17 protein-coding genes are annotated in these 21,985 nt (G+C 58.7%); 7 read left to right on the forward strand and 10 right to left on the reverse strand.

What is annotated here, in order from left to right; all coding sequences use genetic code 11:
* Complete coding sequence (gene gpsA / locus ACZYTD_RS03985; protein WP_463889491.1) at window positions 1-1,005, forward strand: NAD(P)H-dependent glycerol-3-phosphate dehydrogenase; 1,005 nt, start codon at window positions 1-3, stop codon at window positions 1,003-1,005.
* A gap of 55 nt (window positions 1,006-1,060) precedes the next feature.
* Here gpsA and nfuA read toward each other — a convergent pair whose 3' ends face one another.
* The 3 genes from nfuA to amt form a co-directional block, all read right to left on the reverse strand.
* A complete protein-coding gene (gene nfuA, locus ACZYTD_RS03990) occupies window positions 1,061-1,639 on the reverse strand; it encodes a Fe-S biogenesis protein NfuA (protein WP_463889493.1) in 579 nt (192 codons plus the stop codon).
* Window positions 1,640-1,706: 67 nt separating this feature from the next.
* Entirely contained in the window at window positions 1,707-2,426 is a 720-nt protein-coding gene (locus ACZYTD_RS03995; protein WP_463889496.1) for a double zinc ribbon domain-containing protein, read from the reverse strand.
* Window positions 2,427-2,511: 85 nt separating this feature from the next.
* Complete coding sequence (gene amt, locus ACZYTD_RS04000) at window positions 2,512-3,993, reverse strand: ammonium transporter (RefSeq protein ID WP_463889499.1); 1,482 nt, start codon at window positions 3,991-3,993, stop codon at window positions 2,512-2,514.
* Window positions 3,994-4,297: 304 nt separating this feature from the next.
* On the opposite strand from amt, the gene bioH reads away from it, so the two are divergent.
* From bioH to ACZYTD_RS04015, 3 genes are read left to right on the forward strand one after another with little or no spacing between them, the layout of a single operon-like run.
* Window positions 4,298-5,086: a pimeloyl-ACP methyl ester esterase BioH gene (gene bioH, locus ACZYTD_RS04005; RefSeq protein WP_463889502.1), complete on the forward strand. Its 789-nt coding sequence runs from the start codon at window positions 4,298-4,300 to the stop codon at window positions 5,084-5,086.
* 55 nt (window positions 5,087-5,141) lie between these two features.
* Window positions 5,142-5,372, forward strand: a complete 231-nt coding sequence (locus tag ACZYTD_RS04010) for a flagellar basal body rod C-terminal domain-containing protein (RefSeq protein ID WP_463889505.1) — start codon at window positions 5,142-5,144, stop codon at window positions 5,370-5,372.
* A 2-nt stretch (window positions 5,373-5,374) separates the two neighbouring features.
* A complete protein-coding gene (locus ACZYTD_RS04015; protein ID WP_463889507.1) occupies window positions 5,375-6,262 on the forward strand; it encodes a putative metalloprotease CJM1_0395 family protein in 888 nt (295 codons plus the stop codon).
* 78 nt (window positions 6,263-6,340) lie between these two features.
* Here ACZYTD_RS04015 and ACZYTD_RS04020 read toward each other — a convergent pair whose 3' ends face one another.
* From ACZYTD_RS04020 to hslR, 7 genes are all read right to left on the reverse strand, one after another.
* Window positions 6,341-8,638 carry a Tex family protein gene (locus tag ACZYTD_RS04020; RefSeq protein ID WP_463889509.1) on the reverse strand — a complete coding sequence of 766 codons (2,298 nt, stop codon included), beginning with the start codon at window positions 8,636-8,638 and terminating at the stop codon, window positions 6,341-6,343.
* 123 nt (window positions 8,639-8,761) lie between these two features.
* Window positions 8,762-12,571 carry a PAS domain S-box protein gene (locus tag ACZYTD_RS04025; protein ID WP_463889512.1) on the reverse strand — a complete coding sequence of 1,270 codons (3,810 nt, stop codon included), beginning with the start codon at window positions 12,569-12,571 and terminating at the stop codon, window positions 8,762-8,764.
* A gap of 116 nt (window positions 12,572-12,687) precedes the next feature.
* Complete coding sequence (gene greB / locus ACZYTD_RS04030; RefSeq protein ID WP_463889514.1) at window positions 12,688-13,185, reverse strand: transcription elongation factor GreB; 498 nt, start codon at window positions 13,183-13,185, stop codon at window positions 12,688-12,690.
* Between the two features lie 30 nt (window positions 13,186-13,215).
* Complete coding sequence (locus ACZYTD_RS04035) at window positions 13,216-13,869, reverse strand: hypothetical protein (RefSeq protein WP_463889516.1); 654 nt, start codon at window positions 13,867-13,869, stop codon at window positions 13,216-13,218.
* Window positions 13,870-14,126: 257 nt separating this feature from the next.
* A complete protein-coding gene (pckA, locus tag ACZYTD_RS04040; protein ID WP_463889519.1) occupies window positions 14,127-15,749 on the reverse strand; it encodes a phosphoenolpyruvate carboxykinase (ATP) in 1,623 nt (540 codons plus the stop codon).
* A gap of 306 nt (window positions 15,750-16,055) precedes the next feature.
* Complete coding sequence (hslO, locus tag ACZYTD_RS04045) at window positions 16,056-16,940, reverse strand: Hsp33 family molecular chaperone HslO (RefSeq protein ID WP_463889521.1); 885 nt, start codon at window positions 16,938-16,940, stop codon at window positions 16,056-16,058.
* Between the two features lie 59 nt (window positions 16,941-16,999).
* Complete coding sequence (gene hslR, locus ACZYTD_RS04050; protein WP_463889523.1) at window positions 17,000-17,398, reverse strand: ribosome-associated heat shock protein Hsp15; 399 nt, start codon at window positions 17,396-17,398, stop codon at window positions 17,000-17,002.
* Window positions 17,399-17,590: 192 nt separating this feature from the next.
* Between hslR and gspC the strand changes: the two genes are divergently transcribed.
* From gspC to gspE, 3 genes are read left to right on the forward strand one after another with little or no spacing between them, the layout of a single operon-like run.
* The gene (gspC, locus tag ACZYTD_RS04055) at window positions 17,591-18,460 is read left to right on the forward strand and encodes a type II secretion system protein GspC (RefSeq protein WP_463889526.1); all 870 of its coding nucleotides are present in this window, start codon (window positions 17,591-17,593) and stop codon (window positions 18,458-18,460) included.
* A 23-nt stretch (window positions 18,461-18,483) separates the two neighbouring features.
* On the forward strand, window positions 18,484-20,454 hold the full coding sequence (gene gspD / locus ACZYTD_RS04060; protein ID WP_463889529.1) for a type II secretion system secretin GspD: 1,971 nt from the start codon (window positions 18,484-18,486) through the stop codon (window positions 20,452-20,454).
* Window positions 20,454-21,983: a type II secretion system ATPase GspE gene (gene gspE, locus ACZYTD_RS04065; protein WP_463889532.1), complete on the forward strand. Its 1,530-nt coding sequence runs from the start codon at window positions 20,454-20,456 to the stop codon at window positions 21,981-21,983. The genes gspD and gspE overlap by 1 nt, the downstream gene beginning before the upstream one ends.
* Window positions 21,984-21,985 lie beyond the last annotated feature (2 nt).

Below are 21,985 nucleotides of genomic sequence, written 5' to 3' on the forward strand. Positions count from 1 at the left end.
ATGGCGCAGGATGTAGTCGTTTCTGTCCTGGGGGCGGGGTCTTATGGCACCGCCCTTGCCATTTCTTTGGCCCGTAAAGGATTACGGATCCTGCTATGGGGTCATGAGGCCGCTCATGTGGCCGAGCTCGAGCAGGCTCGTTGCAATGAAGCCTTCCTGCCTGGGGTGCCCTTTCCCGACAGCCTGGAACTGACCGCCGATCTGGCCTATGCGGTTCAGGCGAGCAAGACGCTGCTGGTGGTGGTGCCGAGCCATGTGTTTGGCGATGTGCTGCGTTCTGCCAAGCCCTATTTGAGTGCCGATACGCGTATTGCCTGGGCCACTAAGGGCCTGGAGCCGGACAGCGGCCGTCTGCTGGGCGATGTGGCTCGTGAAGCCTTGGGCGAGCATATTCCCCTGGCTGTCATCTCAGGGCCGACGTTTGCCCGCGAGTTGGCGGCAGGCTTGCCGACGGCTATCTCGGTCGCCGCCACCCATGATGCCTTTGCCGATGAGCTTTCGGATCTGATGCATTGTGGCAAGTCGTTTCGGGTCTATACCAACCCGGACTTTATCGGCCTGCAACTGGGTGGCGCGGTGAAAAATGTCATCGCCATAGGTGCGGGCCTCTCCGATGGCCTGGGCTTTGGCGCCAATGCCCGCACTGCGCTCATCACCCGGGGGCTGGTGGAGTTACAGCGCCTGGGGGTTGCCATGGGCGCTGATGCCAAGACCTTCATGGGGATGGCAGGCTTAGGCGATCTGGTACTCACCTGTACCGATAACCAGTCGCGCAACCGCCGTTTTGGTTTGGCTCTGGGGGCGGGCAAGACGGTGGATCAGGCCATGAGTGAGATTGGTCAGGTGGTGGAGGGGTATCGCAATACCCGCGAAGTGCACCTGCTGGCGGCGCGCCAGGGCGTGGAGATGCCCATCTGTGAGCAGATCTTCGCCATCCTCTATCAGGGCAAACCGCCCAAAGAGGCGGCCTTGGCCCTGTTGGGGCGCGATAAAAAAGACGAATAACAAAAAAGCCCCGGAATGGGGCTTTTTTCTGGCTGTGAGCCGGGGCGTAAAGCGATCAGTAGAAGGAGTGTTCACCGCGCTGATGCTCGGTGGCATCTTTTACCCCCTTGATCTCGCCGGCGAAGAGTTCCAGAAACTGCTTCTCTATCCCTTCCTTCAGGGTCACATCCACCATGGAGCAGCCGTTACAGCCACCGCCGAATTGTAGTATCACATAGCCATCTTCGGTGATCTCCAGCAAGGTAACCTTGCCGCCATGCCCGGCCAGGGAGGGATTCACCTGGGAGTGCAGCACATATTCGATACGTTCGATGAGCGGTGCGCCATCGTCTACCTTGCGCATCTTGGCATTGGGAGCCTTCAGGGTCAGTTGGGAGCCCATCTGGTCGGAGACAAAGTCGATGACCGCCTCTTCCAGGAAGGGGGCACTCTGTGGGTCTATGAGTGCCTCAAAGCCGCTGAAGGGCAGGTGCAGGTCTTCAGGCTCCACCGCATCGGCAGGGCAGTAAGAGACGCCACACTCGGCATTGGGTGTGCCGGCATTCATGACGAACACGCGAATATTGGTGCCATCGGACTGCTTTTCCAGCAAGTTGCGGAAGTGCGTCTGGGCGGTTTCGGAGATGGTGATCATGGCAATCCTTAATCCTGACTAAACTGCTCGGAATTATCATACCCTGCTTGTCATGCTACGCCTAGGGTCAAACTGCATGTCGCAAGGTGCGGCAGATGGCCCATACTTCGACCACCTCTACCCCAGAGCGTTTCAGGCGCCGGGTCAGCTCCCGCGCCGTAGCCCCTGTGGTGACTATATCATCCACCAGCGCCACATGACGGTAGCCATGGGCACTCAGGCTGAAAGCATGGCGTAAGTTGCGCTGTCTCGCGGCGCGCCCCAGGCGGGCTTGGGAGGGCGTCGCTCTATGACGCTTGAGTATGTGGTTATCAAGAGGTATGCCAAGTTGGCGGCTTATCTCTCGGCCTAATAGTTCCGCTTGATTGTATCCCCGCCGCCACTGACGCCACCAGTGCAGGGGCACAGGCAGTAGCACCTGAGGCAGCGTCTCTGCGATGGGCTGTGCGGCAAAGAGGCGGCCCAGTAGATGCGCCGCCTCCCGCTGTTGGTGATACTTCAGCCCTATAAGCAAGTTGCGGTAAGGGTCACCATAGTCGGCCAGCACCCTGAGCCTGTCCCACGCTGGGGGCTTGCTCAGGCAACTGCCACAGGCTGGCGCGGGTTGGGGCATGGGATAGGCACAGAGTGGACAGGGATGGTGCAAACGGGGGAGTTCGGCCTGGCAATAGTCGCAGAGCAGGGCCTGATGTTGCACCGCTTGTCGACAGAGCAGGCAGTCGCCCAGCAGGGTGGGGTGGTGCAGCAGGCCGTTGAGCCAAGGTAGCAGGGAGTGACGGGTGAACATGAGCCTGGGTCTCGAGTCGTGGGTCTTTGAGTCTAGGCAAGAAAAAGGGCGCCATAAGGCGCCCTTTGATTTTTGACAGTATGGCTTAGTAGTTGTAAGCACGTTCGCCGTGGGAGGTCAGATCCAGACCTTCGCGCTCGGCTTCTACTGGCACACGCAGGCCTACCAGCTTGTCGACAATGAAGAAGGCGACAGCCGAAACCACACCAGACCAGACTATGGTGGTGATCACGCCTATGGCTTGGATCTTGACTTGAGCGGCGATGGAGTAGTCAGGGGTCACGGCATTCGCCACGTAGTCCCACACACCGGTACCGCCCAGATCCGGGGAAGCAAACACCCCAGTCAGCAGGGCACCCAGGATACCGCCCACACCATGCACACCGAACACGTCCAGAGAGTCATCGACGTTCAGCAGACGCTTCAGACCGTGGACACCCCACAGGCAGACCACACCTGCCAGGGCGCCAATGGCCATGGCACCGCCGACCCCGACGAAACCACAAGCCGGCGTGATGGCAACTAGACCCGCAACGGCACCTGAGATGGCGCCCAGCAGGGAGGGCTTACCCTTCAGGCCCCACTCGGCCAGCAACCAGGCGAAGGTAGCGACGGCGGTAGCAACCCAGGTGTTGACCAGAGCCAGTGCCGCATAACCGTTAGCTTCGAGTGCTGAGCCAGCGTTGAAGCCGAACCAACCCACCCACAGCAGACAGGCACCGATCATGGACATGGTCAGGCTGTGCGGAGCCATGGATTCGCGACCGAAACCAACACGCTTGCCAACGAAGTAGGCGCCTACCAAGCCGGCAATGGCGGCGTTGATATGTACGACAGTACCACCGGCGAAGTCCAGGGCGCCGTGTTGGAACAACCAACCCGCGGTTGCGGTGGCGGCCGCAGCGGCATCGGCCGTGGTATAGGCATCAGGACCAGTCCAGTACCACACCATGTGCGCCATGGGGATATAGGAGAAGGTAAACCAGATCACCATGAAGATGAGCACAGCCGAGAAGCGGATGCGTTCGGCAAAGGCACCCAGGATCAGGCAGCAGGTGATGGCGGCGAAGGCCCCCTGGAACACCACATAGATCAGCTCGGAAATACCGACACCCTTGCTGAAGGTTGCTGCAATCGAGTCAGGGGTGATGTTATTCAGGAATATCTTGTCAAAGCCACCGAATAAGGCATTCCCTTCGGTGAAGGCCAGACTGTAGCCATAGACGACCCAGAGTATGGTGGCCAGGGCAAATACGGTGAAGGATTGCACCAGTACCGAGAGCATATTCTTGTTTCTGACCAGGCCGCCGTAGAAGAGGGCAATGCCGGGAACAGACATCAGGATCACCAGGGCCGTGGCTACGATCAGCCAGGCGTTGTCGCCCTTGTTGACTGTGCTGGTTGGGGCAGCCACTGGGGTGGCGGCAGGGGCAGTTGTTGTGGCTGCGGCATCAGTCGCTGCCACCGTGGTGGCTGTTTCCGTAGCCGGAGTGGTTTCATCGCTCCATGCTGGGCTGGTGAAGCCGAAGGCCCCCACCAGCGCCAGAATTGCAAACAAGCGTTTCATCGTTGTATCTCCCTGAAAGTATCGTGTCCTAGTATTCGCACAGACAGAGTCTGTTGAACTGGATGGCCGGACAGGATGTCGCAAACCTGTTATTTCTATGGCAGGAACCATGCCAATCTGAAAACGGGTAAAATGGTGGGGAAAACCCCCTTGTCGACGCATAACTGAGCAAAAATAGCGCAACTATCGCACCGATGTGATGCGATAACATACAGTAAAGCTCAGTTATGGTGCATTCGCTTGGTGCGTTGCGCGATGATGATACAAATCTTTAACATTGGCCGCCGTAAACCAAGGAGCGACGATGGCGATTTATCATGAGGTGATGGGTGAAGGCCCCGACCTGGTGCTGCTCCATGGCTGGGGAATGAACAGCCAGGTGTTCAATGGGCTGGCAGATGCCCTGGCTCAACACCACAGGGTTCACTTACTAGATCTGCCTGGTTTTGGTCTCAGCCAGGAGTCGGCTGCCGCGGCGCACTCCTTGGATAACTGGCTGGCGCAGTTGGTCGCCGCATTACCGGCAAGGTCTCATCTGCTGGGGTGGTCCTTGGGGGGGCAGTTGGCCACCCTGCTGGCATTACGGTGGCCTGAGCGGGTCAAGAGCCTGATTACCGTCGCCAGTTCGCCGCGCTTCGTGGCCGCAGAGGGGTGGCCTGGCATGGCGCCATCGGTACTGGAACACTTTGCCCACGCCTTACAGCAGGATGCGGGTAAAACCATAGAACGTTTCCTGGCGATCCAGGCCATGGGTAGCGGCACGGCGCGGGAGGATATCCGTCTGTTGCGTAGCCGCTTGCTAGAGCGGCCGCTCCCTGACGGTGGCGCCTTGGCCTTGGGACTCGAGCTGTTGGCCCAGCTGGATCTGCGTTCGGATCTGGTGCAGCTGACCCAGCCTTGCCTGCGCCTCTATGGCCGATTGGACTCACTAGTACCCGTTGCGGTCGCCGAGGCCATAGCGCGATTACACCCTATGAGTCGGCAGCATCTGTTTGCTGCCTCTTCCCATGCGCCCTTTATTACAGAAAGTGCTGAGTTTGTGCAGATCCTGACCAATTTTGTTGGTGAGCAGGCTGGCAATTTCCTTTCCTAAATGACCAGATTGGCTGATAATTAATCGAAGGTGTAAATCGCCGCCGAGGTGAGCTATGGAAATTAACAGTGCAGTCAACTCAGGCTACTTGGGCTTGCAACGGGCAACCCAGCAGGTGGATGCCAGCAGTAGCCAGATCGCCCAGTTGAACACTAAACCCGAGCAAGTGGATGCCACCAAGGAGTTGGTGAATCTCCAAGTTGCCCAGCAGAGTGGTGCCGCGTCCGCCAAGGTGGTCAAGAGCGCGGATGAGATGATGGGTACCCTGATCGATATTCGCGTCTAATCATGAACATTACGCCCAGCTACCCCAATTTTATCCCGCTTGCGCTGCAGCCCTCGATCGAGTCGGCACGGCGGGATAACACTTTGCGTGAGCGCATACCCGCGCCCACTCAGGGTGAGCCCTATGCCCGTGAATCTCAGATTGGGTCGGAGAAGGATAAGGCGCGTAGCGGCGAGAGTCGTCAGGCCGGTTCGCAAACCGGTGAGTCCAGCTCCCGGCCGGGTGTGCAGAGTGATGGCTATGTTGCCGTTAGCGAGCGTCAGGGGCGAGGCCAGCAACAGGGCGGCCAAGATGGTCACAACCAGGATAGTAATAAAGAGAAGGGCAGTGACAGTCAAAATCGCCAACAGCAGGCCCAGCAGAAAGAGATAGAGGTGCTCAAGGCGCGAGATCAAGAGGTTCGCACTCACGAGCAGGCCCATCAGGGGGCGGGTGGCCAGTATGCCTCCTCTCCCAGCTTCACCCTGAGCAAGGGGCCGGATGGTAAAGGGTATGCAACTGGCGGTGAGGTTCAGATCGATATTACACCGATTGCCGGCGATCCGGCGGCAACGGTGCGCAAGATGCAACAGGTGCGCAGTGCCGCGCTGGCTCCGGCTGAACCCTCCGGTCAGGATCGCAGTGTGGCGGCCAAGGCCAGCCAGTTGGAGGCTAAGGCTCGGAGTGAGCAGGCGTCAAAAGTGGCTTCTAGCCTGTCGTCAGTGGGCCAGGCCACTTCAGTCAGTCGCGAGCAGCGTCTCTCCCCAGCCACCACGGCGGGCTCAGCCTCTTTGCAGGCTGCCGATGCCACGCTCGAGCCGACCATGCAGCGCCGAGCCGCCGTCATCTCTCAGCGTTACGACACAGCCTGGCGTCCGGCCGATGGGGCCAGCGTCAGCCGCTATGCCTGATGCACAGTGATGTTTCTCCAGAGATGACAAAGGGAGCCAAGGCTCCCTTTGTCATCTCTGGATTACCGCCCGCCTTGGTTATTTGCGCTTGGTATTGGCATTGGCAAACGCGGCGGCGAAGGCGTTGTTGGCCACTGGCTCCTGGCGGGGCATGCGGTTGCTGCGCTCCTGACGTCCGGCGGAAGCCGGGGCGGCACTCTTGTCAGGCTTGGGGGCCTGATCGTTCAGACGCATGGTCAGGGCGATGCGCTTACGGGGGGCATCCACCTCCAGCACCTTCACCTTGACGATATCACCGGCCTTGACCACTTCGCGTGGATCCTTGATGAAGCGGTCGGTGAGGGCCGAGATATGGACCAGTCCATCCTGGTGCACCCCGATATCCACGAAGGCACCGAAGTTGGTGACGTTGGTGATAACCCCCTCCAGTATCATCTCGGGTTGCAGATCCTTGAGGCTCTCCACCCCGTCGCGGAAGGTGGCGGTCTTGAACTCGGGGCGCGGGTCCCGGCCCGGCTTGTCCAGCTCGCCTATGATGTCGGTAACGGTCGGGATGCCGAAGCGCTCGTCGGTGAAGTCGGCAGCCTTGAGCCCCTTGAGCAGCGGGCTGTTGCCCAGCAGTTCACGCACCGGCTTGCCGCTCTTGGCCAGGATGCGCTCCACGACCGGGTAGGCTTCCGGGTGTACGGAGGAGGCATCCAACGGATTGTCGCCGTTGGCGATGCGCAAGAAGCCTGCACACTGCTCGAAGGCTTTGGGGCCGAGACGGCTTACCTTCAGCAGCTGTTGCCGACTGCGGAAGGCGCCGTTGTCATCCCGGTGGCTGACTATGTTCTGCGCCAGTGTCTTGGAGAGACCGGAGACCCGGGTCAGCAGGGGAACGGAGGCGGTATTCACATCCACGCCCACGGCGTTGACGCAATCTTCCACCACGGCATCCAGGTTGCGCGCCAGTTGGGATTGGCTGACATCGTGCTGGTACTGGCCCACCCCTATGCTCTTGGGGTCTATCTTCACCAGCTCGGCCAGCGGATCCTGCAGGCGGCGGGCAATGGAGACGGCGCCGCGCAGCGAGACATCCAGGTTGGGGAACTCGAGGGCCGCCAGCTCGGAGGCCGAGTAGACGGAGGCACCGGCTTCGCTCACCACCACCTTCTGGGCCTGGCACTCGGGGAAGCGTTTCAACATCTCACCGGCCAGGCGCTCGGTCTCCCGTGAGGCGGTGCCGTTACCGATACTGATGAGCCCGACATTGTGGCGCACACAGAGGGCGTGAATGGTCGCAATGGCCTGCTCCACCTGCAGTCTCGGCTCGAAGGGGTAAACGGTATCGGTGGCGACCAGCTTGCCGGTGGCATCGACCACCGCCACCTTGACGCCGGTGCGGATGCCCGGATCCAGCCCCATGGTGGATTTCATGCCCGCCGGGGCGGCCATCAGCAGATCCTTGAGGTTGCTGGCGAAGACGCGGATCGCCTCCTCTTCGGCCTGTTCACGCAGGCGGCCCAGCAGCTCGGTCTCCATCTGGGGGGCGAGCTTGATCTTCCAGGTCCAGCTCACCACGCTGGCCAGCCAGGTATCGGCGGCGCGACCGCTAAAGCGCAGCCCCAGATGGCTGGCGATCATCCCCTCACAAGGAGAGCTGTTGCTCTCGCTCTCTACCACCAGCGCCAGGTTGAGGATCCCCTCATTGCGGCCGCGCAACATGGCCAGAGTGCGATGGGAGGGCGTCTTGGCTATGGGCTCCGAATGCTCGAAGTAATCTTTAAATTTGGCACCCTCATCGGCCTTGCCTGCTATGAGCCGAGCCTGCAACTGCCCCTGTTGCCACAGATAGCTGCGCAGTTTCTCCAGCAGCCCGGCATCTTCGGCAAAGCGCTCCATCAGGATATAGCGGGCGCCATCGAGAGCCGCCTTGGCATCGTTGATCTGCTGTTCGGCATTGAGGAAGGCCAGGGCTTCCTGCTCCGGGGAGAGGGTAGGGTCAGCCAGCAGCTTGGTGGCCAGCGGTTCGAGTCCGGCTTCGATGGCAATCTGCCCCTTGGTGCGGCGCTTGGGCTTGTAGGGCAGGTAGAGATCTTCCAGGCGGGTCTTGGTATCGGCGGCCAGCAGGGCGGCACGCAGCTCGGGAGTGAGTTTATCCTGCTCGGCTATGGAGGCGAGGATCACCTGGCGGCGATCCTCCAGCTCACGCAGGTAACTAAGGCGCTGCTCCAGATGACGCAACTGGGTGTCGTCCAGACCACCGGTGATCTCCTTACGATAGCGGGCGATAAACGGCACTGTGGAGCCTTCGTCCAGCAGGCGAACGGCGGAGTCCACTTGTTCCGGGCGGGCATTGAGCTCGGCGGCGATGATATGGCTGATGGATGGCATAGCGTTCTCTTCATTCAACAACAGGAGTGGCTCAAGGCGCCATGATAGTCGCGCCTGATAGCAGGGGGCAGTATAGCATTCCAGGGCGCTGGCAGTGAGGTGCGCATTCTCGACTCAAGTGAATCAGGGTGTAGGGGCGGTTGCCGAGGAGGAGGGCGCCAGGAAGCGACTGGCCAACTCGGTTTGCCAGTGCTGATACCAAGCGGGTAACTGCTCTGCAGGCATGGGGCGGGCAATGCCATAGCCTTGGGCGAAGCGGCATCCCAACTCCCGCAGCTTGAGACCGTGCTCACGACTCTCAACGCCTTCGGCAATGACTTGGCGATTGAATGCATTGGCCAGTTGGATGACGCTCTCCACTATGCCCAGATCATCGCTATCGATCAGCATGTTGCGCACGAAGCTTTGATCGATCTTGAGGGTATCAATCGGCAGTTTGCGCAGGTAGGTCAGGGAGGAGTAGCCGGTGCCAAAATCGTCCAAAGAGAAGTGAACGCCCAACTGGCGACAGCGCTGCAGGATGACAATGGCTTGGTCGATATCGGCAATGGCGGCACTTTCCAGCACCTCCAGTTCCAGCAGGGCAGGATTGATCTCAGGGTTGGCCAGCAGCAGTGTTTGCAAAAATGCGGCGAAACCCGGTGTCAGCAGGTGATTGGCACTGATGTTGACACTGATCGGAATGGTGAGTCCTTGCCTTAGCCAGAGCGCGGCTTGCGCCAAGGCGGTATGCAATACCCACTCGCCAAAGTTCGTTTCCAGATGACTGCCTTCGATGAAGGGGAGAAATTCGGCAGGTGGCAGCAGCCCCCGCTCTGGATGTTGCCAGCGGATCAGCGCTTCGACGCCGCAAAGGGTGCCATCATTGAGATCCACCTTGGGTTGGTAGTAGAGAACAAACTCCTCCTGGAGCAGCGCCTGGCCTAGGGTTTCCAGCTGTTTGCGATGTGACTGGGCCCGCTGAGCACTGATGGGGTCGAACAGTTGGTAGCGGTTCTTACCGGCATTTTTTGCGAAATACATGGCCTGATCCGCATGGCGCAGCAGGGTATCCGGGTCGGCATCATCCTCAGGATAGAGGCTGACGCCTATGCTGGCGGTGATCCGGAGTCGGTGTTCACCACATTGGGTGTCGAGCTGGATGGTTTCCAACACGCGTTCCAGTATCAGGGTGCACTCCTCCAGGCTATGGAGATCGGATAACAGCAGGACAAACTCATCCCCCCCCAGGCGGGCCAGGGTGTCTTCGGCGCGCAATGCCGATCTGAGCCGATTGGTGATGGCGACAAGCAGTTGGTCGCCAGTGGCGTGGCCATAGAGATCGTTAACACTCTTGAAGCTGTCCAGATCCAGGAAGCAGACTGCGCAGGAGTGCTCATGACGTTTGGCGTGGAGAATGGCCTGCTCGAGGCGATCGGTGAGCAGACGGCGATTCGGTATGCCCGTCAGCGCATCGTAGTAGGCGACGCGATCTAGCTCGGCCTCGTGCTCTTTTAACGGGGTGATGTCGGAGAAGATCCCCACATAGTACTGGATCTCATCCCGGGCATCTCGCACCACGGAAATGGACAGTAGCTCGGCATAGAGTTCACCACACTTGCGCTTGTTCCACAGTTCACCGCGCCAGAAACCATGCAGGTGTACCTGACTCCACATCTCCCGGTAGAAGTGGGCATCTTGTCGGCCGGAGGTCAGTATGCTGGGGGAGAGCCCCATGACCTCATCGGCACGGTAACCCGTGATGCGGGTGAACGCGGCATTAACCTTGCTGATATGCTGATCAGGGGTGACCACCATGATGCCTTCATAGCTGCTGTCGAAGACGACGGCCGCCTCTTTTTGCGCCTGCTCCAGCAACTTCCGCTCTGTGATATCGGTATGTGTCCCCGACATGATCAAGGGTTGGCCCTCTTCGCTCCACTCGACGACTCGACCGCGAGAGAGGATCCAGCGCCAGCTTCCGCTCTTGGTGCGACAGCGCAGCTCCACCTCATGGCTGGGGGTCAGCCCCTGGAGATGGCGCTGGATCGAGGCCTGCGCTACGGCGAGGTCATCGGCATGTACTATCTTGCTCCAGTGTTCCGGAGAGACATCCATCTCACCAGCTTCAAAGCCCAGCATGGCCTCCCAACGCGGGCTAACCTGGAAGCTATTGTGCTGTAAATCCCAATCCCAATACCCCTGCTCTGACCCCTCCAGGACTCGGGCCAGCCTCCGCTCTCGATCCTGTAAGGCTTGTTCGGCCCGCTTCTGTTCGCTTCTATCCCGACCGAATGCCATGTAGCGGCCATCCTGCATGCGTGCGGTTGAGAGCTCTACCGTAATGATCTCTTGCTTGTGATTGCGTAACTGCCACTCGCGGCGTAGAGAGGGTTGGCTGGCCAATTGGGCGACGTGTTCAGCCAGTTCGGTTTGGCTGGTGGGGGCCAGCAGATCGACAAGGGCCATATGCTGCAGTTCTGTGCGGCTATGTCCCGTGAGTCGACAGGCTGCCGGGTTGGCAAACAGGAAATGGCCGTTTGGATCGGTGACCCAGATGGCATCGGCGGCTTCGTTGAGCACAAAACTCAAGTCGGCATCCATTCGTTTGTGTTCACTGATATCGGTAAGGGAGCCGAGCAGACGCAACGCCGTGCCATCCACATCGCGACTCACGGCGCGCCCCATGATGCGCATCCACTTCAGTTCACCACTGCGGGTCATCAGGCGAAACTCGATATCCAGGCTGGAGGTCTTATTCTGCCTATGTTCTTGAATGGATTGCTGTACCAGGGGCAGGTCGAGTGGATAGACCATGCGCTCGAAGAATGCATAGTCGTGAGTGTCCTCCTCCGGAGCATAGCCCGTCACCTGATAGTAGCGTGGTGAGCGGTAGACGTGTCCCCGCACCAGATCCCAATCCCAAAAGGCATCGCTGGTGGCATCGATCAGCAGTTGCAGCCGCTCCTCACTCGCTCTCAGCTGCTCGGCTAATGCCTGATCCTGGGTGATGTCCCGGTAGATGCCAAACAGTCCCATCACGGCGCCGAGCTCGTTGAATACTGGCCCCTTGGTGACCAGAAAGGTCATGGCTTGGCCATTGCTCAAGGTCAGGTGATCTCGGTGGGTCTGGGTCTGTTCGGCCGCCAGTATGCATTGATCCTGCTTCTGTAAATCTTGCACCGAGAGCGGTGCAAACAGCGCGTCATCATTCAGACCTATGAGTTCGGCGGGTGTGCGGCCAGCAAAACCGGCGGCCGCCGCATTGGCTAATAGGTAGCGTCCTTGCCGATCCTTGACAAAAATGGCATCCGAGCTGCCAGAGACCACGGAGTGGAGCAAGCGACGATGGATGGCCTGGCGAGCCAAAGCGTGGCGTAACAAGGCACTGAGCAGGCTGACGGCGGCGCCATTGACCACCAGCATGGCCCATTGTAACTGAACATAACTGGGGGTTGAGGCATGGTGTAGATGAGGGTGAGTGGCAAAATCCAAACACAGGGCCGTGATAAGCGTCGAGGTTAATCCCGGTCCCAGCCCCCCGGTCAGGGCGCTGAGAATGATGGGTAACATAAAGATGATCAGCATGGGGTGCTCATTCAACTCGACCGGGAGCATGAGACGCAGGAGCAATACGGAGAGTGAGATGGCGATGGCAAAGCCGTAGATGAGCCAGCGGGGCTGTTTGCCATGGGCGACACCACTCGCCATGCTTCCCAACAGGGTGTCGCGCTCCTGAGGGGCGGTTGCGGGTATCGCACTCAGTGCGAGGGCAAAAAAGGCGCTGCTGGCCAAGACGAAGAAGATGCCCTTGACCATGGAGAGCCCGACCATGGACTCCTTGTCGGTCAGGGCAACCAGTAGGCGATCGGAGAGAAAAATCCAAGCCAGCGCCAGCAGCAGGTAACCGCTCACGGTCAGCATGATGAAGCGGTGACGAGGAGATCTTATCATCTGATGTGGCTCCTCACGACTATGGGCCATACCCCGACTACCTTAACTATGGTAGCGGCTGCGGAAAGAAATAGAGCGGTGCGATATTTGTATTGTGATCCAGGCGCTTGGCTAGCTTAGGCCGGCTCCTGGTTGGCTTCTTTGGTGATATACCAGATTTGATTGATAAACCACTCCTTCTTGCCACCAGGGGTCTGCACCGTTACCTCGTCATCCACCTCTTTCTTTAACAGGGCCCGGGCCATGGGGGCATCGATGGAGATGAAGTCCTTGCGCTCGTAGATCTCATCCGGTCCCACGATGCGAAAGCGCAACGTCTCCCCTGACTCGTTTTCGATCTCGACCCAGGCGCCAAAGAAGACCTTGCCATCCTGCTGGGGCGAGTAGTCCACTATTTTCAGTTCATCGAAGCGTTTGGTCAGGTAGCGGATGCGGCGGTCGATCTGGCGCAACAACTTTTTGTTGTAGTGGTAATCGGCATTCTCGCTGCGATCGCCCAAGCTGGCCGCCCAGGTGACCTTTTGGGTCACTTCGGGTCGCTGTTCGCGCCACAGGTAATCCAGCTCTTTTTTCAGGGCTTCATAACCATCGCGGGTGATTAAATTGGCTTTCATCGGGTGGGCTTCCTCCATAGCGGCATGACCTTAAAGGGTGCCCAGGTGCAGCTGGTTGATGCTCTTCTCATCATAGACTGTGACTATGGTGAAAGGGGTTATCCCCATGAGGGGCAGAGATGCCATGTGGTAATGAAAGTGTTCACCATACTGGGCGCGGGCCGTGGCGAGGGCGGATTGGCTGGCCGGATTGTGCTGCAACCAGTAGTGATACGCCCCCTGGGTGGCCAGTAACAGGAAACCCAGCGCGATGGCGGCAAGGCGCCAGCGCTTGCTTGGCTCGGCCCCCAGCTCCTCCTGTGCCAGCGACGAGGCGAGCAACTGGCGGGTGAGGCTCAACGCGGCGATCAGTAGCAGGCTGCTGCAAAAAGGGAGCAGGGTGAGCAGAGGGTGGAGCTTGACGCTGGTCATCACCAGTCTGACCGGCGTCTCCAGCGGGGTGAGCAGCAGATCGCCCACAGCGCAGATAAGCAGGGTCGGTGTCAGCCGACGCACCCAGCGGATGGCGGGGAGGTAGCCCTGAAACAGCACAAAACCACTCAGGGCGCAGAAGAGGCTGAGCCAGGCGCTGTAATCCAGATCGAAGGTGATATAGACGGCCATCAGCACCAGATCGATGAGGCTGGTAACGAGCAGCGCCGCCCCGCTGATGAGAAAGGCGAGATTCTTGGTGGTCTTAAACATGATTCGATTCCGCCATGTTTTCTTTGGATGATATCCAGCTGTTATGTGGTTACCTGGGATGTTCAGCTTGTCACGCTGCGTGCGCAGGGCGTTGCTCTGGCTAACATGTCGTGACCAGGGGGGGATTATAGCCATCATAAGGAGTAAATAGGATGATGAACTCTTGATTCCTCATCCCATTTTTCCCTAAAAAACAATGCCAGTCGGCTGACTGGCATTGTGGGTCAACAGGCCGCGCCCTGAGGCGCGGTGTTGGGTCAAGGCAGCTGAGGTCCGGCAGCGACCAGTTGTTGTCCCTCCTCGTTGTCTGTGTATTGGACGAAGTTCTTGATAAAGCGCGCCGCCAGATCCTCGGCCTTCACCTGCCAGTCGGCCGGAGTGGGGTAGGTATCCCGCGGATCGAGTATGGCCGGGTCCACATTGGGCAGGGCCACAGGAATGGCCAGGTTGAAGATGGGCAGGGTCTGCATCTGCGCCTCTTCGATGGCGCCATTGAGTATGTCATCTATGATGGCGCGGGTATCCTTGATGGAGATGCGCTTGCCGCTGCCGTTCCAGCCGGTGTTGACCAAGTAGGCCTCGGCGCCGACGGCCTCCATCCGTTTCACCAGCTCCTCCCCATATTTGGTGGGGTGAAGGGTGAGGAAGGCCTTGCCAAAACAGGCCGAGAAGGTGGGCTGCGGCTCGGTGATCCCTCGCTCTGTCCCTGCCAGCTTGGCGGTGAAGCCGGAGAGGAAGTGGTATTGGGTCTGGGCCTTGGTCAGCTTGGAGATTGGGGGCAGTACACCGAAGGCATCGGCGGTGAGGAAGATGACCTTGGTGGCATGGCCCGCGGCCGAGACGGGTTTGACTATATTGTCGATATGGTAGAGCGGGTAGGAGACCCGGGTATTCTCTGTCTTGCTGCCATCGTTGAAGTCCACCACACCGTTGGCGTCGACTGTGACGTTCTCCAGCAGGGCGTCGCGGCGGATGGCGTTATAGATATCGGGCTCCGCCTCTTGGCAGAGCTTGATGGTTTTGGCGTAGCAACCCCCTTCGAAGTTGAAGATGCCGCTGTCATCCCAACCATGCTCATCATCGCCGATCAAGGCCCGTTTCGGATCGGTGGAGAGGGTGGTCTTGCCGGTGCCGGAGAGGCCGAAGAAGATGGCCACATCCCCGGACGCGCCCACGTTGGCTGAGCAGTGCATGGAGGCGATGCCACGCAGGGGCAGCAGATAGTTCATCACCGAGAAGAGTCCCTTCTTCATCTCGCCGCCGTACCAGGTGCCGCCGATCACCTGCATCTTCTCGCTGAGGTTGAAGGCGACGAAGTTCTCGGAGTTGAGCCCCTGCGCTTGCCACTCTGGATTGGTGCATTTCGAGCCGTTTAGCACCACAAAGTCGGGCTCGAAGTCGACCAGCTCCTCTGCGGTGGGGCGAATAAACATATTCTTGGCAAAGTGGGCCTGCCAGGCCACCTCTGTGATGATGCGCACCTTGAGGCGGGTTTCCGGATGGGCGCCACAGTAGCCATCAATGACAAACAGCCGCTTGCCGGAGAGCTCTTCCAGCACCAGGCTCTTGAGATGACTCCACACCTCTGGCGAGATGGGCTTGTTGTCATTCTTGCCACCCTGGCTCCACCAGATGGTGTCGCGGCTGAGGTCGTCCATCACCACATACTTGTCTTTGGGGGAGCGGCCGGTAAAGACGCCGGTATCTACCTTGACGGCGCCCAGGCTGGTGACCACGCCACGTTCGTAACCGGTCAGGGTTGGACTGAGTTCTTCTTCATATAGCTGTGCATAGCTGGGGTTGCGGATGATATCGGTGACATCATGGATGCCGTAGCTCTCTAGGCGCAAAACATCGGCCAGGGTAGTTGGAGTCGCCATTCTAATCTCCTGGTATCGGTAGGGATAAGCTCTCTGGATCTGAGTCTAGTCAGCGGATGGCGAGATAAACGGGACTCTAGTCAAAGAACAGTCAGGGCCAGCCGGCGCCTGAGCCCTGCCCATAGCGGGCCATGTGATGCTGCCGGCAGAGACATTTACTCCTATCAGCTTGTTTATAGATGACTTTTTGTTGTTCAGTGGCTGGGTTGCTTTTGGGGTTGATAGGGGCGTTGGCCGAAAAAACCACTAGGGCACCCTAAGGTGCCCTTTTGTGCTTTTGTGAGTCAGCTATCAGTGTCACCGCTGTCAGTGCAGAGGTTGTTGCCCTGCGCTGCTGCCGCCGGCAAACAGGGCCGCCGTGTCCAGGGCATCAAACAGGTAGTGTGTACCACAGTAGTCGCAGTGCAAATCAATCTTGCCCTGTTCATGGAGCAGCTCTTCGACTTCTTGTTGCCCCAGTTGCAGCAGGGCGTTTTCACTGCGCTCCCGGGAGCAGGTGCAGCGGAAGCGGATGGTTTGCGGCTCAAAGAGCAGCACCTCTTCCTCGTGGTAGAGGCGATGGAGTATCTCTTCGGCCTCCAGGTTGAACAGCTCTTCCTCCTTGATGGTGGCGGTGAGTGTGCTCAGGTGCTCAAATTCGTTGGCATGAGTTTCACCACTAGCGGGTAGCGACTGCAACAGCATGCCCGCCGCCACAGGGTGCTCGGCTGTGCCGCCAGTGCGGATCCAGATGCGAGTGGCCAGTTGTTCCGATTGGGCGAAGTAATTCTCCAGGGATTGGGCCAGGCTGGCGGCATCCAGGGCGACTATGCCCTGATAGCGTTCGCCTTCATCCGGGGTAATGGTGATCACCAGATGGCCTTCCCCCACCAGCTCCTTGAGTTGGGCATTGTCGGGGCATTCGCCCTCCCAGCGCGCGACACCGCGTAGCTGCTGCAGGTGGTCGCCGTTGATCACCGCCAGGCGCACCGGGCCATTACCCTGTAGTTGAACCGTGATGGAGCCTTCAAACTTCAGGGTGGCGGTCAGCAGGCTGGTGGCCACCAGTAATTCGCCAAGCAGCGCCTGCACCGCGGGTGGATACGCTTGCGCCTCGACCATATGCTGGAAGGTGGTGGCCAGTTGTACCAGTTCGCCACGAACCTGATGGTGTTCGAACAGGTAGCGATACAGTTGATCCGTCTTGTTCATTTTCTCTCTCTTTATACATGCGAGCTTGATGTGCGTGACCTGGATGTGCGTGACCTGGGTTATCCCTGCTTCAGACGCAGCAGATCCCGGCGTTGTTTTTTATCCGGGCGTGTATCGGGATGGGGAGCATACAGGGCATTCAGCCGTCGAGCCTCGGCATTCTTGGCGCGTTTGGCCACGCTCTGTGCCGTCTCATGGTAGAGCTGCTGTGCCTCCCCGGCGCTGCGGCGCTGCACGGTCAGCTGCAGTATCTCTACCTCTTTTTCTTCATCCCCTTGCCACAGTTTCAAGTGGGCTCCGACTTCGACCACCTTGCCGGGCTTGCTTCTTTGGCCATTATAGTGGACTTTACCCCCCTCGATCATGGCTCGAGCCAAGGCTCTACTCTTGTAGAAGCGGGCGGCCCACAGCCATTTATCCAGGCGGATGGCAGAGTTGTCATCTTGGGTCGTTACCATGGTGCCCCCCAGATTGGCAATAAAACGCCAGTATACCAGAGCAGATTGGTGACGCGGTCCCAGGAATTTGAACTGGCACTACTTTCGATGGGTTGTCACAACGGGGTTGGCGGGCGAGAATATCGTGCTGTTACGCATAGGCACAGATGGCGGCCCTCGCGCTCGCTCTATTTTGCATTTCAGGGAATTCGCATGGATCAGCTGAATCAGCTCTCTGCTCTTGTGAGCAGGATTTCCGCCGCCAGATCCAGTCTAGTACTATTTTGGATTTTGGTTATTTTATCTTGCCAACAAATGGCGACCCTGACTTGGCGGTTGTTGCCCACTTCCGGCTCTAGCAGTCGGGTGATGCTGGATCCTGTCGCGCCCTCCTCTTCCGCTGCGGCCCCTCGTCAACTGGATGCCCGAGAGCTGTTGAAGCTGGCGCTGTTTGGCAAACCCGAGGTGCAAGTGGCCAAGCCGGTGGCGGCCCCCAGTCAACAAGCGCCCCGCACCCGTCTTAATCTGACTCTGACTGGCTTGCTGGCTAGCACCACGCCGGATCGCTCCATCGCCATCATTCTCAATGGTGGGGATGAACAGGGCTACGGTGAGGGGGATATAGTCAACGGTACTCAGGCGATGATCAGCAGTATTATGGCGGATCGGGTGATCCTGGATAACCAGGGCCAGAGCGAGACGCTGATGCTGGATGGTGAGGAGTTTAAGCCCGTCGGGCAGGTCACGCCTCAGCCGCAGGAGGTGACCACACCGCCCCTGAGCAAGCTGCGGGATAACTTGGCGAAAGATCCAGGCAAGCTGCTGGATTACATCAATATTTCGCCCGTCATGGCCGATGGCAAGCTGAAAGGCTATCGTATCAACCCTGGCAAGGATGTGGCCTTCTTTCATCGTATCGGATTGCTGCCTAACGACTTGGCGGTGAGTATCAATGGGTATGACTTGCGCGATAACGGTCAAGCCATGCAAATCATGCAACAGTTGTCTTCGATGAGTGAGATGAACCTGACTGTGGAGCGTAATGGCCAGCAGCAGGATATCTACATCAGGCTGACGGAATAACAAGAGCTGGAGTCAATCAGTTAATGACTATTAAGGGAAGAAAAAGCCTGTTGGCATACCTGCTGGCTGCCAGCATGTGCGGTAGCCCCCTGGCACAGGCGGCGGAGTTCTCCGCCAGCTTCAAGGGCACCGATATTCAGGAGTTCATCAACACCGTCGGCAAAAATCTCAACAAGACCATCATTGTCGAACCCTCGGTACGCGGCAAAATCAACGTGCGTAGCTATGACCTGCTCAATGATGAACAGTATTACCAGTTTTTCCTGAGTGTGCTGGATGTCTATGGCTTCTCCGTGGTGCCCATGGATAACGGCGTCCTTAAGGTGGTGCGTTCCAATACCGCCAAGACGTCTGGCGTGCCTGTGGTCGATGATTCCGCTCCCGGCGTTGGGGATGAGATGGTGACCCGCGTCGTACCGGTACGTAACGTTTCGGTTCGGGAGTTGGCGCCGCTGTTGCGCCAACTGAATGACAACGCCGGTGGCGGCAACGTGGTGCATTATGAACCTTCCAACGTGCTGCTCATTACCGGTCGAGCCATGGTGGTCAATCGCCTGGTGGAGATAGTGCGCCGGGTGGACAAGGCCGGTGACCAGGACGTGGACATAGTGCGCCTGAAATATGCCTCGGCCTCGGAAATCGTGCGCCTGATTACCGCCCTGACCAAGGATGATGCCAGAGCCAATATGGGCTCCTTGTTGTCTCCCAAGCTGGTGGCCGATGAGCGCACCAACTCTGTGGTGGTCTCCGGTGATCCCAAGGCGCGGCAGCGGGTGATGCAGATGATCCGTCAGCTGGACCGGGATCAGGAGAGTCAAGGCAACACCAAGGTATTCTATCTGAAGTATGCCAAGGCCAAGAATCTGGTCGAGGTGCTGACTGGCGTCAGCAAGAGTATCCAGGCTGAGAAGCAGAAAGGAACTCAGGCCGGTGGTGGTGGCAGCGAGAGCAAGCTGACCATACAGGCCGATGAGCAGACCAATGCCATCGTCATCACGGCCCAGCCCGATACCATGCAGGAGATCGAGAAGGTGATCGCCCGCCTGGATATCCGTCGCGCCCAGGTGCTGGTTGAAGCCATTATCGTCGAAGTGGCCAATGGCAATGGGGCGCAATTTGGCGTGCAGTGGGGCAATACCAATGCGGGCATGGTGCAGTTTGCCGATAGCTCGTCACCCATGGGCGTTAGCAAGTTCGTGGATTTCATGAGTGATGACCCTTCGACCGCCAGTAAGTCCGCCCTCGCCAGTATTTCTGGTGCGGCAGTGGGTTTCTACTCCGGGGATTGGTTTGCCCTGGTAACGGCACTGAAGACAGATACCAAGAGTGACGTCTTGTCCACTCCGAGTCTGGTGACCATGGACAACCAGGAAGCCTCGTTCAACGTGGGCCAAGATGTGCCTGTACTCACCGGCTCCCAGACCTCGACTTCCAGCACGGATGGTGCCGTATTCAATACGGTAGAGCGTAAGACGGTCGGGACCAAGCTGAAGTTCAAGCCCCAGATCAACGAGGGGGATTCGGTACTGCTGGATATCGAGCAGGAGGTCTCCAGCGTCGATAGCTCAAGCGCCTCAGTCAGCGCCAGCAACCTGGGCCCCACCTTTAACGTGCGAACCATCAAGAACTCAGTGTTGGTCAAGAGCGGAGAAACTGTGGTGCTGGGTGGCCTGCTGGATGAGAAGACTAACGAGGTGGTATCCAAGGTGCCCTTATTGGGTGATATCCCTTACTTGGGCGAGCTGTTCAAGTCCACGTCGACCAGCAAATCCAAGCGCAACCTGATGGTGTTCATTCGTCCTATTATCTTGCGGGATCCGGTGACTTACTCCGGTATCTCCAGCAGCAAGTATTCCATGTTCCGCGCTGAACAGTTGGATCGTGCCAGCAAGGGGCTGCCACTGATGCCTGAACTCTCCAAGCCGGTCATGCCAGCGTACAACAATGGTGCCGATCTACCAGCGTTGCCACAAAATGGTCAGGCGGGTAAGTAATGGATAGCGCGCTGTTTGCACAAGAGTTGCTGGCCAAAGAGGCTGACCACCAGGAGTGGGGTGAGGAGGTGCGTTTGCACTTCGCCTTCGCCCGCGATCGGGGGGTGATCCTCGAGGAGCTGGAGGGGCAGCGGGTACTCTTCTGTCGCCCTGGTGTGACAGCGGAGACACTGCTGGAGGTGCGCCGGGTGGCCGGTGGCAGCTTCCGGGTGGAGTTTCTGGAGCCAGAGCCCTTTGATGAGCGCTTGATGATCAGCTATCAGCGTGACTCCTCCGAGGCGCGCCAGTTGATGGAAGATATTGGTAACGAGGTGGACTTCTTCACCCTGGCCGAAGAGTTGCCGGAGAACGAAGATCTGCTGGATGCCGACGATGATGCCCCCATCATTCGTCTCATCAATGCCATGTTGAGTGAGGCCATCAAGGAAGAAGCGTCCGATATTCACGTTGAAACCTTTGAACGAAACCTGGTGATCCGCTTCCGTATCGATGGTGTGTTGCGCGAGATCTTGCGTCCCCATCGCAAGCTGGCCTCCTTACTGGTCTCCCGGATCAAGGTTATGGCCAAGCTGGATATCGCCGAGAAGCGGGTGCCGCAGGATGGACGTATTACCCTGCGCATCGGTGGTCGGGCTGTGGACGTGCGGGTTTCGACCATGCCCTCCAGCTACGGCGAACGGGTGGTAATGCGTCTGCTGGACAAAAACAACGTGCGCCTGGAGCTCAAGCAGCTGGGCATGACGGCGCCGAGCCGCAAGCACATCTCTGAACTGATCCGTAAGCCCCATGGCATCATACTGGTCACAGGCCCGACCGGTTCGGGTAAGAGTACCACCCTCTATGCGGCCCTCTCGGAGATCAACTCCAAGGATCGCAATATCCTGACGGTAGAAGACCCCATCGAATATGACCTGGAGGGCATAGGCCAGACGCAGGTCAACTCCAAGGTGGATATGACCTTCGCCCGGGGGCTGCGCGCCATTTTGCGGCAAGATCCGGATGTGGTCATGGTGGGGGAAATCCGAGATCTGGAAACGGCTCAAATCGCGGTTCAGGCCTCCTTGACCGGTCACTTGGTAATGTCCACGCTGCACACCAATACGGCGATTGGTTCCATCACCCGCTTGCGGGATATGGGTATCGAACCTTTCTTGCTCTCCACCTCCTTGCTGGCCGTACTGGCCCAGCGGCTGGTGCGCACCCTCTGCCCCCACTGTCGTGAGCGCCATGAGCCGACTAGTCAGGAGCGTTTGATGCTGGGCGTGGGGGAAGAGGAGCCGGTCACTATCTATCGTCCCAAGGGGTGTGAAGAGTGCAACCACAGCGGCTACCGTGGGAGAACCGGCATCCATGAACTGCTGATCGTCGATGAGGCGGTGCGTGAGGCGATCCACGCTGAGGCGGGTGAGCTGACCATAGAACGTCTGATCCGCGATCATACCCCGAGCATTCGCCGTGATGGCCTGGACAAGGTGCTGACGGGGGCGACCAGTCTTGAAGAGGTATTGCGGGTTACCCGCGAGGATTAATT

The sequence above is a fragment of the Pseudaeromonas sp. HNCC25DJ180 genome (assembly GCF_055413345.1).

Bases quoted from the DNA above. Each gene is read 5' to 3' on its own strand.
- pckA (WP_463889519.1), bottom strand. From the start codon at position 15,749: ATGGCGACTCCAACTACCCTGGCCGATGTTTTGCGCCTAGAGAGCTAC.
- nfuA (WP_463889493.1), bottom strand. From the start codon at position 1,639: ATGATCACCATCTCCGAAACCGCCCAGACGCACTTCCGCAACTTGCTG.
- amt (WP_463889499.1), bottom strand. From the start codon at position 3,993: ATGAAACGCTTGTTTGCAATTCTGGCGCTGGTGGGGGCCTTCGGCTTC.
- gpsA (WP_463889491.1), top strand. From the start codon at position 1: ATGGCGCAGGATGTAGTCGTTTCTGTCCTGGGGGCGGGGTCTTATGGC.
- ACZYTD_RS04015 (WP_463889507.1), top strand. From the start codon at position 5,375: ATGAACATTACGCCCAGCTACCCCAATTTTATCCCGCTTGCGCTGCAG.
- ACZYTD_RS03995 (WP_463889496.1), bottom strand. From the start codon at position 2,426: ATGTTCACCCGTCACTCCCTGCTACCTTGGCTCAACGGCCTGCTGCAC.
- hslR (WP_463889523.1), bottom strand. From the start codon at position 17,398: ATGGTAACGACCCAAGATGACAACTCTGCCATCCGCCTGGATAAATGG.
- bioH (WP_463889502.1), top strand. From the start codon at position 4,298: ATGGCGATTTATCATGAGGTGATGGGTGAAGGCCCCGACCTGGTGCTG.
- hslO (WP_463889521.1), bottom strand. From the start codon at position 16,940: ATGAACAAGACGGATCAACTGTATCGCTACCTGTTCGAACACCATCAG.
- ACZYTD_RS04010 (WP_463889505.1), top strand. From the start codon at position 5,142: ATGGAAATTAACAGTGCAGTCAACTCAGGCTACTTGGGCTTGCAACGG.
- greB (WP_463889514.1), bottom strand. From the start codon at position 13,185: ATGAAAGCCAATTTAATCACCCGCGATGGTTATGAAGCCCTGAAAAAA.
- ACZYTD_RS04020 (WP_463889509.1), bottom strand. From the start codon at position 8,638: ATGCCATCCATCAGCCATATCATCGCCGCCGAGCTCAATGCCCGCCCG.
- ACZYTD_RS04035 (WP_463889516.1), bottom strand. From the start codon at position 13,869: ATGTTTAAGACCACCAAGAATCTCGCCTTTCTCATCAGCGGGGCGGCG.
- gspC (WP_463889526.1), top strand. From the start codon at position 17,591: ATGGATCAGCTGAATCAGCTCTCTGCTCTTGTGAGCAGGATTTCCGCC.
- gspE (WP_463889532.1), top strand. From the start codon at position 20,454: ATGGATAGCGCGCTGTTTGCACAAGAGTTGCTGGCCAAAGAGGCTGAC.
- ACZYTD_RS04025 (WP_463889512.1), bottom strand. From the start codon at position 12,571: ATGATAAGATCTCCTCGTCACCGCTTCATCATGCTGACCGTGAGCGGT.
- gspD (WP_463889529.1), top strand. From the start codon at position 18,484: ATGACTATTAAGGGAAGAAAAAGCCTGTTGGCATACCTGCTGGCTGCC.